The organism is Pseudoalteromonas sp. SG44-17 (genome assembly GCF_014164235.1).
Classification (GTDB): Bacteria; Pseudomonadota; Gammaproteobacteria; order Enterobacterales; family Alteromonadaceae; genus Pseudoalteromonas; species Pseudoalteromonas rhizosphaerae.
Genome location: NZ_JACJEV010000041.1, coordinates 24,552 through 37,408, shown reverse-complemented (window position 1 = coordinate 37,408; position 12,857 = coordinate 24,552). Strand labels below are relative to the sequence as shown.

Genomic DNA, 12,857 nt, shown 5'->3' with positions numbered 1-12,857 from the left:
AACTTAGAAAAATCCAAGCAACTTTTAGCTTTATCACGTAAAGAGCCTAATGCAAGAAAGCGCATACGCCTGCTTGCTGTTTCATTATTCTTTGAGGGTGAAAACAGAACGAATATTGCTAAGCGGCTAAATACAGCGCGCGGCAGTGTCAATAAATGGGTTTCAAACTACCTTAATAATGGCGTTACTGGCTTGAACAACAAACCGATTAAAGGTCGTCCAGCTAAATTAACCTCACAACAACTAAACACACTGTCAGATTATGTAAAACAGTCAGCAAGTTCTTCAGAAGGAGGCAGACTAATGGGGGAAGATATTGCTCAGTATATTTATGACCAGTTCAACATAAGATATCACACAGATCATATTTACAAACTGCTCAAGAAGCGTGGGTTTAGCTGGATCACAAGCCGTTCTAAGCACCCAAAGCAGTCAAAAGAAAGCCAAGAGGCTTTTAAAAAAGTTCCAAGTGGAAACGATCCTTCACACCCCAGGACATCTCCCTTTAGAGCGCATTGATGTTTGGTTTCAAGATGAAGCACGGTTTGGACAACAGAATCAAACAACACGCTTATGGGCTGAAACAGGCTCGAGGCCTCGCGCAACAAAACAACAGCAGTTTGAGTATGGATACTTATTTGGTGCAGTCTGCCAAAGTAATGGTAAAACAGAAGCGCTGATCAGCCCTATCGTCAATAAAGAGGTCATGACGCAACACATGGAATTAATATCAAAAGCCACGGAGGCAGGACGTCATGCGGTCGTGATCGTTGATGGCGCTGGTTGGCATACTATTGATACGGTACAACCATTCAATAATGTCACACTAATAAAACTTCCGCCTTACTCCCCGGAGTTAAATCCAATAGAGCAAGTATGGAGTTGGATACGGCAACACTGTCTATCAAACCGTGTATTTAGTGGTTATGAAGAAATAGTCGAACAGGTATTGCAAGCGTGGAATAAATTCATCTCAGTGCCTGATACGGTTAAAAGCATATGCTCTAGAGACTGGATAAAATTGACTTAATCTTTATGCAGATTGGTATAAGGAGGCAAGGTATCACAGAGACATTTTTAATGCCTTCATCAACATTGCCCATGTGCCAGCTTGCGTGATCAACTATGACCACAGCGTGCTCTCCATAGCGCGTCGCATCCGAAATGTGTTTGGTATTAGCCTAGAAGGTTGTTAAAATAAATTCGACTTCAATCAGCAAGCCATTGAAATAGAGTGTTATTTTCGGTTGTATTGTTCACTCTGAGTTCTAACAGGGAGCTTATTGAGTTAGATTTAAGATCTAATATTGGATTGCCTTTATTTTCCTCCAAAGTAACATTGTTTTTAAGACCTTTTTCGGTTACTTCACAGGTGCCATTTTTACAAATAACATCAGGTTCTGGTCTGAGGAGCTGCTTATCTGAAGTAATAATAACATACCGATCATCAACCTTAGAAGAATCTTCAAAAGCCTTAAATTTTTCAGCCGAAAAGCTTGGCACTATTCCCGCTTTTATTTCTATCATATGTTGTAGAAATTGGTAACTACCCCTATGAGACAATGCACTTAAACCTGGTTCAGTCATAAACGAAATGAAACCCTCATCTATATCAGATGAAGATAATTTTTTCTGACTATCAAGAATATTATTTATCGTAGCTTGATCTTTATCCGTAAAGCTGACCGCAAGCTGGTATCCTTCACCGTTGAAGTGTCCATTATTAAAATTATTAAGTATCTTCCCATCGTCATGCATTCTGTAACCACCAAGATCACTGGCAAACTGACGGATATACTTAAAATCTATATTATTATTATCAGCATATTCATAGATATCAGCTAATAACTCTCTATCTCCTTGTGTCAAAAATTCATAAGAACTTCGCATTAAGTTAGATAAGGACATCCCATCAGCGCCGCTTAAAATTTCTGATTCAGTACCACCAAAAATATCCGTCACCATAGCTTCATAATAATGCTCAGACCGGCTTATATTTTTGCTTTTTTCTAAATCCCGTTCATCTAAAATAGACTCGAACTGTGATGTTACTTGCGAGCTATATTCATCGGAAACCATCGCTTTACTAAAAGAAGAAAAAGAGTTCATATGAGATAATAGTAATTCTTCAAATGATGCTAGTGCGGTAACGTTACTTTCGTATTTAAGGCTGTCTCGTTTTAGGTTTGATAGGTTTTGCTGATCAAGTGTGTGCCATCTTTCATATGCAGCTACCCTCTCTGAGCTGCTAAATGTATTACTTGTGTCTAATGCTATCGTCTCAAGTTTTGATTTGGATAAATGTTCAAATTCCCATTTTGCTGTGGCAACCTCATCACTATTTATTTTTGCATTTGAAGAGAGTATTTCCTTATGTAGAGATAAATTTTGCTGACTTAATTTAGAAATATCAATAGAGCTTTTGGCCTTACTTAATTTCGACGATAATGAAGAAACCGATGCATGTATTTCTATATCCTTACTTTTTTTGGGGTCAGATTGTGGCTGAGGAAAAGCTTTTCTCGCATTTAACAAACTTCTCTTGATATCAGGTATATCCATACTATTGACCCTCTAAACGAAAATAGACTCCTTTGATTAAATTTGGAGTCTAAGGTGTTAATTAGTTAGTTGTGTAGTTAAAAGTTATACTTTCTATTCTATTTGGTGTTGAATAATGGAAAGTACCAGTTGCTTCAACTCTATGAACAATTGATACTTGAATACCTGGTTTGAAGCTCTCACCATTAAATACTGTTACCTCTCCAGTAGAGTTTGGCACAATTGGTTCGCACTTAACGGGATTGTTGTTATATGCTCGATAAAAGCACAATTCAACAATCTCGCCAAAAGAATCTGGGTAATTTGCAGATGTGTAATTAATCCCAGTAATTTTACCTGTTTTACTCTCAAGTGGAATATCTCTTAAATCGCCATGTAATATAGAAAATAGAGATGATGACAGACCACCGGCAGAGCTTAATACTAGCATCCTGCTTGGTTGCTTCTCTTTAGTTATACTGAAATCAGCGGCGAATGCTTGAGTGCTTAAAATTAGTGAAGACATTAGAAAAGCGGTAATAGACATTTTCTTCATTAAAAATTCTTTATTATATAATTGGAGAATTTTTCATTCTCTGCTTTGTACCTTTTTTACATTATTTTAATGAGGCAACATTGTCAATGTAATAAGAACAAATTATTCAATCTGGTTAGCTAGGCCATACTATGTAATGGATATTTGTACGTTTAAGTATCCATTATTAAATGAGCACTTTTTTAAATTCAAATGAGAGGGCACCCAACTAAATTACAAAAACTATTACTAGGTTTACTCGCTGATCTTATGCTTATAAAGCAGAAGAGCTGAGCGCTTCATGTTTGTGTGGGAGTTTGTCGACTATGAATGGGGATCCCGTGTCGAGACTGTAGCTGTCATCTAGCTAATTAAAAGTTGAGTGCAGTAAAGCATAGCCTTTGACCTTTAGAAAATATTATCTTGTTGCAATTTCCTCCTTGGTTTACTTTCTGAGCTGTGTAAAACTAGCTGGGTTAATTTAGTAAATCAGGTGACATGAATGTCGAATATAAAAGCTTGGAAACTTATCAGTTTATTTTGTTTGGTAAGCTTACTTATGGGCTGTCAATCGAAAGAAGAGCAGTTACAAGAAACAATTAAACAATCTATAGCTAAAGCTGAAGTTGAGTTAGCAGGACTTGGTAGTGCCTTAGATAACGGCTCAATTCGTAATGCCGCTTTATTAAGCGAATATGGCCGTATACTTAGCAATGAAAAGCCAGAGCTAGCTAAAATTGCTGGCGTGCTCGTGCAAGATGCAACTCGAAAAGGCCCGCTTTACTCAGGTTTGCAACAACGCTTAGCTGATATCAAAAGTACTTACCTTATTCCTCCTTACGATGAAACACTGCAAAATATTGATTTGTTGCGAGATGCTGCAAAGCCCGCTTTATTTTCGGATGCTTTGACCGATCCTATTAATATGCTTGCTGATATGTCGGGTGGCTCGCTTGCGCGTGTCGGTGCAATCAGTCAGCAGGCTGAAGGGGTTGGTGAAGGCAACCAGTTAGTCGGCAATCCTAATTATGGTAATTGGCAAACTAACAGTAGCGGTATCAGCTTTTGGCAGTGGTATGGCATGTACCGCATTTTAGGTGATGTATTTGATCGTGTTGAATATGGTAGTTGGAGCAAGCGCCGTAAGTATAGTTATTATAATGATTATGGTCGTGCGCGTTATTCTAGCCCTAAGCAAATTAAAGCACAAACCGCCGTTGAAACACGTACTAAGCAATCGTATCAACGCCAAGGTAAGCAATTCACAAGCCCTTATGCATCTAAAAAAACTGGGGCTTCTGGGTTAAGTCGTAGCAGTTATACACCACCAAAAAGTCGCAGTAGTTACTCCAAAACCAGTAGCTATAGTAAAGACTCTGGATCGGTCAGAAACAGCAATAATAGAACCTCTCGCGGTGTCAGTCGCGGTAAGTAAACGGCTATTTAAAGATTTAGTGTTGGAGTTTAAAGAATATGTACGAATTTAATGGAATAACTATGTGGTCACTACAAGCAATCGCGATTGATTTTGCGATTATTATTGCACTGTTTGTGAGCCTTAAATATATCAAAGGTTGGGTATCTAACTTACATGCCAATGATGAGATCACTGAGCGTGATAATTTTGCGTTTGGTATTAGCTTTGCTGCTGGCTTAGTTGCTTTAGCAATTGTGCTGACGGGTGTAAGCAGTGGTGCATTTGCAGTGAGCTTACAGCAAGAAGCATTGCAAATGGCAGCTTATGGTTTGTTAGCTATTGTGCTAATAAAGCTTGGGCACTTTTTTCAAGATAAAGTGGCACTGCGCAAAGTCAGCTTACATGATGAAATAGTGAAGGGTAATGTAACTGCCGCGGTGATTGATTTTGGCCATGTTGTGAGTGTGGCAATCGTGATTCGCTCAGCGCTATTTTGGGTGGCTACAGAAGGCTGGCATGGTTTACCAATCGTTATAGCAGCGTTTATTATTGGTAGCATTGCGTTATTGCTCGTGAGCCAGTATCGCGTACAACTATTTAAGCGTACTAACCGAAGTGGAGATTGCCTACAACAAGCAATTGTTGACGGTAACTTGGCTGTTGGTATTCGCTATGCTGGCTTTTTAATCGGTAGCGCGCTTGCGCTTACTGCGGCTTCAGGTATCGCGCCTTATGCTGCAGATAGCATTAACACCAGCTTGATTTTCTGGGCGATTAGCGCTTTGATTAGTTTAATTGCATTTATCGTACTGCATTTAATTACGATTAAAATTATCCTTTCAGGTTGCGATATATCAGACGAAGTGAACCGTCAAAAAAATGTGGGTGTAGCAACTATTTCAGCGGCAATCTCGTTTGCTGTGGGTATTACCATGGCAACTCTATTAGGCGCGTAAAACTTGTCACATTTTAAGCAAAGCCCAAGTAAGTACTCCTTACTTGGGCATGATTTTTTATTAATTACTGTTATGGCCATACTCGCTGGGTGTGGCCTTATTTATGAATATCTGCTATCTCATTATGCCGGACGAGTTTTAGGCTCTGTAGAGAGCGCTATTTATGCGATGATAGGCACTATGATCGTAGCAATGGGTATAGGGGCTTTTTTAGCGCGTTGGTTTAAGGATGCCTTTACCGCCTTTGCTTGGCTTGAAAGTCTTATTGCACTTGTTGGTATGGGCTGTATCTTAGCTATAGCCAGCGTTATTGCTGTTAGTTATTCTTTACCGCATATTTTTTCTGACATTTTTAATCTACCAGCTGATGTAATTCTTAACGGCTATATATTTCAAAAACTCCAAGAGTGGTCACGATTCCTTCCTTATGTATTTGGCTTATTGTTAGGTCTATTAATCGGTATGGAAATTCCACTTATCGCTCGCATACGTCAGCATGTTTATGGTCGTTTCTTAGAAAATAATGCTGGCACGATCTACGGTGCCGACTATATAGGTGCAGGTATTGGAGCGGCTATTTGGGTTAGCATTATGTTGGCTATGCCAATCATGCAGGCTGCAGCATGGACTGCGCTATTTAATATTATCGCAGGTTTGGCATTCTTATGGCGTTATCATAGCTATGTCCGTTACGCCAAACTATTACTGGTATGTCATATCGCTTTACTGGTGTTATTTGGTTTTATTTTAATGCTTGGTAGTAGCTGGATGAAAGATTTAAGTAATGTGCTTTATAAGGATAAAGTTATTTATTCTGAAGCGACTAAGTATCAGCATCTGGTGTTAACCGAGCGATTGAGCCGCAATCAACCCGATCCAATTACCGATCTTTACTTAAACGGCCGCTTACAGTTTTCTAGCATTGATGAACAAATTTATCATTCAATGTTAGTGTATCCGCCATTATTAGCCTCGAACCGTCACGATAATGTATTGATTATAGGCGGTGGTGATGGGTTAGCACTAAGAGACGTATTGAAGTGGCCTGTTAAAGAAGTCACCTTAATTGATTTAGATGCCCAGTTACTTAGTTTATTTGGTCATGATGACGATGAATTTAATCCTCCGGCAGCTATTCATGAGCGCTTAACTAAACTTAATAAGCACTCAATGGCTGATCCTCGATCGCATATTAAAGTGGGTGATGCTTTTCTTGAAGTCGAGCGGTTACTTGATGAAGGTAAGCGTTTTGATACCATCATTATTGACTTACCTGATCCGAATCATCCCGATTTAAATAAAATGTACAGTGACTATTTTTATAATCATATCCGTCAATTACTAGCCGCAGATGGTGCAATGGCTGTGCAGTCGACTTCGCCTTATCATGCTAAAAAAGCATTTTTAAGTATTGGTAAAACAGTCAAAGCGGCAGGTTTTAAGCATGTTGAGCAATACCAGCAAAATATTCCATCATTTGGACAATGGGGATGGACGATTGCAACCACCACAGGTCAATCTGCAAGTGCGAGAATTAGCGATATAACAAGCTTACCAGTTGCTTCTAGATGGATCAGTAAAAAATATTTATTGGCAGCATTCGTATTCCCCAATCATTATTTTGAACAAATAAATGATATTGAAGTCAATCAATTAGGCTCAGGTACTTTATATGATTATTATCGTAGTGCATGGCAGATAGAAAGTGAATTGTATAAAAATTAATAAATCATGGTTGACATAATATGTCGACCATGCGAATCTTAACTCAGACATAATATGTCAAATGACAAAAGGCAGAGACATGGAATTAAATGAACTTTCAATAAAACTAGCATCTTTTGAAACTGAAGGCGCTAACTTTGAGTCTTTCTTGATTGCCAATCCAGGCGAGCAAGATGTGTTGCAAGTCATAGTAGATGGCAATGATGAGCTTCCTATTTTTGTTACTCAGACACAAGAGCAGCTGTTATGTATTAGCTATTTGTTCGCTGATGAGGAAGTGAAGCCTGAACTACGTGATGAGTTGAATGAAACCTTATTACGTTTGAATGTACCAATCCCGCTGAGTGCATTTGCGAAGATTGATGATAAATATGCGATCTTTGGTGCTTTGTCGGTTAATTCATCGTTTGATGATATTACCCATGAGCTAGTTACTTTAGCTGATAATGCCATTGATGCATTAGAAGCGGTAACCATTTATTTAAACGATTAACAGCTAGCTATTTTAAGTGGAGTTAAGATTATGAGTATTTTAAAAAAGTTATTTACAGCAGTACGTGGCGGCGCGCGTGAAGCGGGCGAAGCAATTGTTGACGCGAATGGGATTCGTATCTTTGAACAAGAAATTGCTGATGCGCAAAACGCGCTGCAGCGTGCTAAAAAAAGCCTAACTGAAGTGATGGCTAAAGAAATGCAAACGAAGCGTAAGATTAGCGCATTAGATGCCTCAATTGCTGAGCACGAAGCGTATGCAGGTCAAGCACTTGAAAAAGGTAATGAACCGTTAGCGCTAGAAATTGCTGAGAAAATTGGCGACTTTGAAGCTGAAAAAGCAGAGCATGATCAAGTGTTAGCTGGTTTTAGCAATCACATTGTAACGTTGAAGCAGCAAGTAAAAGATGCTGAAAAATCGATCAAAGAAAACCAACGTCAGCTTACTATGGTTAAAACCACTGAAAGCGTGCAACAAGCAACAATGGCAGTAAATAGCACACTTAATACTAATAGCTCGTCGATGACGAATGCACGCCAATCACTTGAGCGTATTAAGCAACGTCAACAAGATCGTAGTGACCAGCTTGGTGCTGCTAAAGTACTTGAAGCTGACACTAATGGCGATGATCTTAAAGCTAAAATGGCTGAAGCTGGAATTGGTGATAGCAATCCAAAAAGTGCAGATATCTTAGCGCGTATTAAAGCGAAGCAAAACGGCTAACGCGCAATTACGATTATTAAAAGGTAACTTATTATAAGTTACCTTTTTTGCTTATGAGGCAGTCTATGTTTAACTTCTTTAAGTCTAAAAAAGCCCCTGAACGCCAATTAAATCACCCTAGTGAACTTAAAAAAGGTGATATGTTCACAGTGATTGATTCGTTTGCTTACCCAAGTTGGCTAAAAGGGCAAACATTGCGCGTTACCGATGTGCAAACTTATCAATATCAGCACAGTGCTGATTATGAGCTAGTACTTGAAAGTGATGCTGGCAAGGTGGTTTTTTTGCAAATAGAGCGCAGCGATGGTGAAGAGTGGGCGAATTTTTCAATCAAAATCCAACGTGATGAAGTGGATGAAATCTTCACACTGGATGCGTTTGCGCGCATCTTTGACGAAGACGATTTAACCTACTTAGAAGTGAAAAATACACCAGAGTGTTACATGCAGTTTTTAGCTAAAAGCTATCAACAAAGTGAATCACCATTTGTGTGTTATTTTCATAATAAAGATTATCGTAGCCAGCCATTACCACGCTATGAGCAAGAAGGTGGCGAACCATGCGAAATGATTTGCCTTGAGTCGAGCGATGGGAGCCATGGTTTAAACATTGAGATTTGGGATGGTGGAGAAACTGAAGTATCACTCACTTTAACCCGACCAATCACAGACATTGTTGATCTGTTCCCTGGAGATGCGCAGTGAGTAATGCAAAAGATAAATGGTTACGTCAGGAGCAGGCTGTAAGAGCCACGCAAATGGCGTTTGATCTTAGCAGTGAAGTGCAAAAATCGATAAAAAAGCAAGCCATTGATCAAGAGCTAACGCCATCCGATATGATCCGCAAAATTTTATCACTTGAGGTTAAATCAAAAAAAACGCGTCAACGTTTATCATTTAACCTTAATGATGAAGAAATAGCATTACTTGCTGAACGCTTTGGCGTTGCCCCAGATGATAAGCGGGCAGTAAAACAGCAAGTTGCTGAGTTACTGATTGCTCGAACTAGTAAACGCTAGGTTTTGCCTTCTGATTATTAAGCCCTTACACTTAGGGCTTAAATTATCAAATAATGAGTTGTTGTGAATATTATTTTAATCGCCTATCTACTAATTTTTGCTTTGTTTGGCACGGCAGCGAGTTATTTCTTACGGTTTATTTATGCCTATTGGGTTAAAAAGCAGATGCCGATGCATTTTATTTTTAAAGCGGGGATTTGTATTGTGGCGGTCGTGGTAATTTCCGCGCTGATCCCATTATTGGTATAGCGCGGTTGCAGCAGAGCGACTATTTTAGCTCAAACGACTGGCATTGCTGATCAATACATAATGCTTGCACAGGTAAAACCGGTAAACAATCATTTAAACCATTGGTTTTATTATCGGCAGTTTCTTGCTGAGTAATTTGATCCGCTAACTGTTCTGCATTTTCTTGTTGTGTGTGCAAGGTTGAGTACACTACATAGCGGCTTGGACCACCACAGGCGCGTTGGCCTACTTCAAGCACCTTACATTGAAAACTCGCGGTACAGCTATTATCTTGCACCAACTCAGCCAATGCACTATTTAATTTAGATACATTTGCATTGCCGTTTGCTGGTGTTGAGTCAGAAGTGCTGACACAACCACTGAGGATCAGCAAACTGGCTGTTGTTACTAAAAATTTAGAATATGATGAACGACTCATATTGGTTTCCCTTAATAAACACTTGTCGCAGAGCTTTCTAGTTTAACACATTTATTTTCAATACACTGAGCCGCAGGGGCCGTCAGGTGCTGACAAATACTGATCATCTTGTTCTGTGCATTAAATTGGCTTTCAAGGCTGGTGATCTGCTGAGTTAACTTTTCAACGGCTTGCTCATTTGCCGTTTTATTAGAGTAAACAATATAGCTACTAGGGCCGCCGCACGCACGGCTACCAACCGGTAATACTTTACATTGAGAGCTGTTATCGCAGTTTAGATCTGCAATTTGTGTCTGTAATTGCTGGTGGACCTTTTTAATGTTATCTCTTGTTGCTGGAACTTCTGGTTGCGGATTTAACTTAGTCGCTTGATTATTTTTAACTAGCGCTGCAGGAGCCGGGCTAAGTTGATTGTTATTCGGGGTCGCAGCATCAGAACAAGCCGATAAACATAACGGCAGTAGAAGCGCGATAATAAATAAGCGCATGATAAACCTTCATAGTGGTGAACAAGTAACCACCATCATACACTTTGCAGATAACACAGCAATAAAAACTATGGCATTCAAAGGTTAAACCCGACGCTAAGGACGGGTTTAATATTTTTATAGTCCGCCTTGGGTTAATTTTGCGGGATTGAGTAAAGCTTCCAGCTCACTACGTGATAGGTCAGTTTCTTGCTCAGCAACATCAAGAATTGGACGGCCATCTTGATATGCTTGTTTGGCAATTTTAGCTGCTTTAGCATAACCAATGACTGGATTAAGCGCGGTCACTAATATGGGGTTTTTGGCGAGTGCTTTGTCGATATTTGTGTGTTTCACTTTAAAGGATCGAATCGCTTTATCAGCTAATGCTTGGCTACTATTTGCTAGTAACTCAATACTTTGCAAAATATTGTAAGCTATTACTGGTAACATTACATTGAGTTCGAAGTTACCTGATTGACCTGCAACAGTAATAGTTGCGTCATTACCAATCACTTGTGCACTAACCATGGCTGCCGCTTCAGGGATCACAGGATTTACTTTACCGGGCATAATTGATGAACCGGGTTGTAAAGCTTCTAGTTCGATTTCACCAAGGCCAGCTAGTGGACCTGAATTCATCCAACGTAGGTCGTTTGCTATCTTCATTTGTGCAACAGCGAGTACTTTTAGCTGCCCTGATAAAGCGACAATGGTGTCTTGCGAACCTATGTTATAAAAAAAGTTCTTGCTTGGCACAAAGCGTACACCGACGTTGGCACTGAGATTTTTACAAAATTGCTCAGCAAACAGGGGATCGGCATTTATACCAGTACCAACGGCTGTGCCTCCTTGCGCTAAAGCAGATACCCCTTCAAGGCTATAGCGGATCCCTGCCATTGCACTATCAACTTGGTGTTGCCAAGACCCTAGAGTTTGCGCAAATGTCACTGGCATGGCATCCATCAAATGAGTTCGACCCGTTTTTACGATTTCACCTATTTCTGACTTTTTGCGCTCCAACGTTTGTGATAGCTGATCCAGCGCCGGAAATAGTTCATACACCACGTTAATTACACTGCTTACAGCAATAGTGGTAGGGATCACGTCGTTAGAGCTTTGGCCCATGTTTACGTCGTCGTTGGGATGGATAACCTCATCACCATAACGACTTGCTAAAGTTGCAATCACCTCATTAGCATTCATATTAGTGCTAGTGCCTGACCCTGTTTGAAATATATCAATAGGGAAGTGTTCTAAATGTTCGCCATCAATGATCTCTTGGCATGCGCGCTCGATTGACTGTGCTTTATTTTTACTGAGATGACCTAGCTCGTAGTTGCTTTGCGCTGCGGCCTGTTTGATATAAGCAAGAGCGGTAATAAACTGTTTTGGCATTACTAAATCGCTAATGCGAAAGTTATTTACAGCACGTTGAGTTTGCGCTTGATAAAGTGCATCTGTAGGGACTTGTAATTCGCCCATACTATCTGATTCGGTTCTAAATTCGCTCATAAAAACTCCTAGAAAGGGTTAAATTCGTGACTGAGAATACGGGCTTCACGCTCTAGTATCAGGTATTTCTTGATACTATTATGACTTCTATAAAAGCGCTTTAATGCCAGTAACGGTTTATAAAGTTGCTCTAAACATTGTTTGCGAATTGCACAATGGACTAAAGAGTCGCACATTTTGTTGAGGATTTCATGGAAAGTGCGTCTTAGATAGAGTTCTTGCAGCAATAGATTGTGGTTTTTTTCGTAATGACGTGCAGCACTCAGGCCAGCTTCAATGTAATTTGCCACTAAAGCTGGCGCATGTAGCCCAGGTCGCGGGCAAATACATTTCATTTGCTGTTGATAATAAAGCATAGCGTGATGTTCATGCATAAGAAAAACCGATTAACTGTAATGGTAATTATTATCATTACAGTTAATCGGTTTCGGTGCAAGTCACAAATTGTAAATATTGGCGGAAGGTGAGTTTTTTAATTGTAGCCAAGAATAAATATTTGGTCTGTTTCATGTATTAACGCCTGATTTTGTTGATTTGTTTGCGATAGTAAATCAATTACAGTGGCACGTTCATCACAGCCTATTTTATCTGTTACTGGTTTTTCACTTGCCGCAATTGCAGCGTCTAGGGCGGTATAAGGTGATATATACATAATCTTCTCCGTTTGGTTGATTCAATTAGATAAATGCATAACTCATACCATGCTCAATATTTTTTTTATTACTTTGAATTATATAGTTTTTATATAAAATTAATTATTTAATAGCGACATCTGTTGCAAGATTTGCTTTACTAATGGG

At 39.5% G+C, this 12,857-nt stretch carries 16 protein-coding genes; 9 read left to right on the top strand and 7 right to left on the bottom strand.

The annotated features are described in order from the left end of the window. The first annotated feature begins 63 nt into the window (after positions 1 to 63). A protein-coding gene (locus H5182_RS19810; RefSeq protein WP_182760493.1) for an IS630 family transposase occupies positions 64 to 1,030 on the top strand; the annotation gives its coding sequence in 2 pieces (ribosomal slippage) (positions 64 to 456 and positions 458 to 1,030; 966 coding nt in all). A 179-nt stretch (positions 1,031 to 1,209) separates the two neighbouring features. Here the strand turns inward: H5182_RS19810 and H5182_RS19805 are convergent. Further along, the gene (locus H5182_RS19805) at positions 1,210 to 2,562 is read right to left on the bottom strand and encodes a hypothetical protein (RefSeq protein WP_182719299.1); all 1,353 of its coding nucleotides are present in this window, start codon (positions 2,560 to 2,562) and stop codon (positions 1,210 to 1,212) included. A 61-nt stretch (positions 2,563 to 2,623) separates the two neighbouring features. After that, positions 2,624 to 3,097, bottom strand: a complete 474-nt coding sequence (locus tag H5182_RS19800; RefSeq protein ID WP_182760491.1) for a hypothetical protein — start codon at positions 3,095 to 3,097, stop codon at positions 2,624 to 2,626. A 481-nt stretch (positions 3,098 to 3,578) separates the two neighbouring features. Here H5182_RS19800 and H5182_RS19795 point away from each other — a divergent pair, with 481 nt between their 5' ends. The 8 genes from H5182_RS19795 to H5182_RS19760 all read left to right on the top strand — a co-directional run bounded on the left by H5182_RS19795 (position 3,579) and on the right by H5182_RS19760 (position 9,657). Then, entirely contained in the window at positions 3,579 to 4,511 is a 933-nt protein-coding gene (locus tag H5182_RS19795; RefSeq protein WP_145242697.1) for a CHAD domain-containing protein, read from the top strand. A 38-nt stretch (positions 4,512 to 4,549) separates the two neighbouring features. Then, entirely contained in the window at positions 4,550 to 5,449 is a 900-nt protein-coding gene (locus tag H5182_RS19790; RefSeq protein WP_182719302.1) for a DUF350 domain-containing protein, read from the top strand. 3 nt (positions 5,450 to 5,452) lie between these two features. Continuing rightward, entirely contained in the window at positions 5,453 to 7,174 is a 1,722-nt protein-coding gene (locus H5182_RS19785) for a polyamine aminopropyltransferase (RefSeq protein WP_182760490.1), read from the top strand. 79 nt (positions 7,175 to 7,253) lie between these two features. Beyond that, entirely contained in the window at positions 7,254 to 7,667 is a 414-nt protein-coding gene (locus H5182_RS19780; RefSeq protein WP_145242701.1) for a YjfI family protein, read from the top strand. A 30-nt stretch (positions 7,668 to 7,697) separates the two neighbouring features. Further along, positions 7,698 to 8,390 carry a PspA/IM30 family protein gene (locus H5182_RS19775; protein ID WP_145242702.1) on the top strand — a complete coding sequence of 231 codons (693 nt, stop codon included), beginning with the start codon at positions 7,698 to 7,700 and terminating at the stop codon, positions 8,388 to 8,390. Between the two features lie 65 nt (positions 8,391 to 8,455). Continuing rightward, positions 8,456 to 9,094 carry a hypothetical protein gene (locus H5182_RS19770; RefSeq protein WP_182760489.1) on the top strand — a complete coding sequence of 213 codons (639 nt, stop codon included), beginning with the start codon at positions 8,456 to 8,458 and terminating at the stop codon, positions 9,092 to 9,094. Continuing rightward, positions 9,091 to 9,408: a hypothetical protein gene (locus tag H5182_RS19765; RefSeq protein WP_145242704.1), complete on the top strand. Its 318-nt coding sequence runs from the start codon at positions 9,091 to 9,093 to the stop codon at positions 9,406 to 9,408. Before H5182_RS19770 ends, H5182_RS19765 begins: the two co-directional genes overlap by 4 nt. A gap of 63 nt (positions 9,409 to 9,471) precedes the next feature. Then, on the top strand, positions 9,472 to 9,657 hold the full coding sequence (locus H5182_RS19760; protein ID WP_145242705.1) for a hypothetical protein: 186 nt from the start codon (positions 9,472 to 9,474) through the stop codon (positions 9,655 to 9,657). Between the two features lie 19 nt (positions 9,658 to 9,676). On the opposite strand, the gene H5182_RS19755 is transcribed toward H5182_RS19760, so the two are convergent. The 5 genes from H5182_RS19755 to H5182_RS19735 form a co-directional block, all read right to left on the bottom strand. Beyond that, positions 9,677 to 10,075, bottom strand: coding sequence for a hypothetical protein (locus tag H5182_RS19755; RefSeq protein WP_182719305.1), 399 nt, complete (start codon positions 10,073 to 10,075; stop codon positions 9,677 to 9,679). An 11-nt stretch (positions 10,076 to 10,086) separates the two neighbouring features. Beyond that, positions 10,087 to 10,563, bottom strand: a complete 477-nt coding sequence (locus tag H5182_RS19750) for a hypothetical protein (protein WP_182760488.1) — start codon at positions 10,561 to 10,563, stop codon at positions 10,087 to 10,089. A 117-nt stretch (positions 10,564 to 10,680) separates the two neighbouring features. Next, positions 10,681 to 12,057, bottom strand: coding sequence for a lyase family protein (locus H5182_RS19745; RefSeq protein WP_182760487.1), 1,377 nt, complete (start codon positions 12,055 to 12,057; stop codon positions 10,681 to 10,683). A gap of 8 nt (positions 12,058 to 12,065) precedes the next feature. Next, complete coding sequence (locus H5182_RS19740) at positions 12,066 to 12,431, bottom strand: hypothetical protein (protein WP_259398283.1); 366 nt, start codon at positions 12,429 to 12,431, stop codon at positions 12,066 to 12,068. A gap of 98 nt (positions 12,432 to 12,529) precedes the next feature. Next, entirely contained in the window at positions 12,530 to 12,709 is a 180-nt protein-coding gene (locus H5182_RS19735) for a hypothetical protein (RefSeq protein ID WP_145242712.1), read from the bottom strand. Between the last annotated feature and the right edge of the window lie 148 nt (positions 12,710 to 12,857).

Bases quoted from the DNA above. Each gene is read 5' to 3' on its own strand.
- H5182_RS19805 (WP_182719299.1), bottom strand. From the start codon at position 2,562: ATGGATATACCTGATATCAAGAGAAGTTTGTTAAATGCGAGAAAAGCT.
- H5182_RS19800 (WP_182760491.1), bottom strand. From the start codon at position 3,097: ATGAAGAAAATGTCTATTACCGCTTTTCTAATGTCTTCACTAATTTTA.
- H5182_RS19795 (WP_145242697.1), top strand. From the start codon at position 3,579: ATGTCGAATATAAAAGCTTGGAAACTTATCAGTTTATTTTGTTTGGTA.
- H5182_RS19790 (WP_182719302.1), top strand. From the start codon at position 4,550: ATGTACGAATTTAATGGAATAACTATGTGGTCACTACAAGCAATCGCG.
- H5182_RS19780 (WP_145242701.1), top strand. From the start codon at position 7,254: ATGGAATTAAATGAACTTTCAATAAAACTAGCATCTTTTGAAACTGAA.
- H5182_RS19775 (WP_145242702.1), top strand. From the start codon at position 7,698: ATGAGTATTTTAAAAAAGTTATTTACAGCAGTACGTGGCGGCGCGCGT.
- H5182_RS19770 (WP_182760489.1), top strand. From the start codon at position 8,456: ATGTTTAACTTCTTTAAGTCTAAAAAAGCCCCTGAACGCCAATTAAAT.
- H5182_RS19755 (WP_182719305.1), bottom strand. From the start codon at position 10,075: ATGAGTCGTTCATCATATTCTAAATTTTTAGTAACAACAGCCAGTTTG.
- H5182_RS19750 (WP_182760488.1), bottom strand. From the start codon at position 10,563: ATGCGCTTATTTATTATCGCGCTTCTACTGCCGTTATGTTTATCGGCT.
- H5182_RS19745 (WP_182760487.1), bottom strand. From the start codon at position 12,057: ATGAGCGAATTTAGAACCGAATCAGATAGTATGGGCGAATTACAAGTC.
- H5182_RS19740 (WP_259398283.1), bottom strand. From the start codon at position 12,431: ATGCATGAACATCACGCTATGCTTTATTATCAACAGCAAATGAAATGT.
- H5182_RS19735 (WP_145242712.1), bottom strand. From the start codon at position 12,709: ATGTATATATCACCTTATACCGCCCTAGACGCTGCAATTGCGGCAAGT.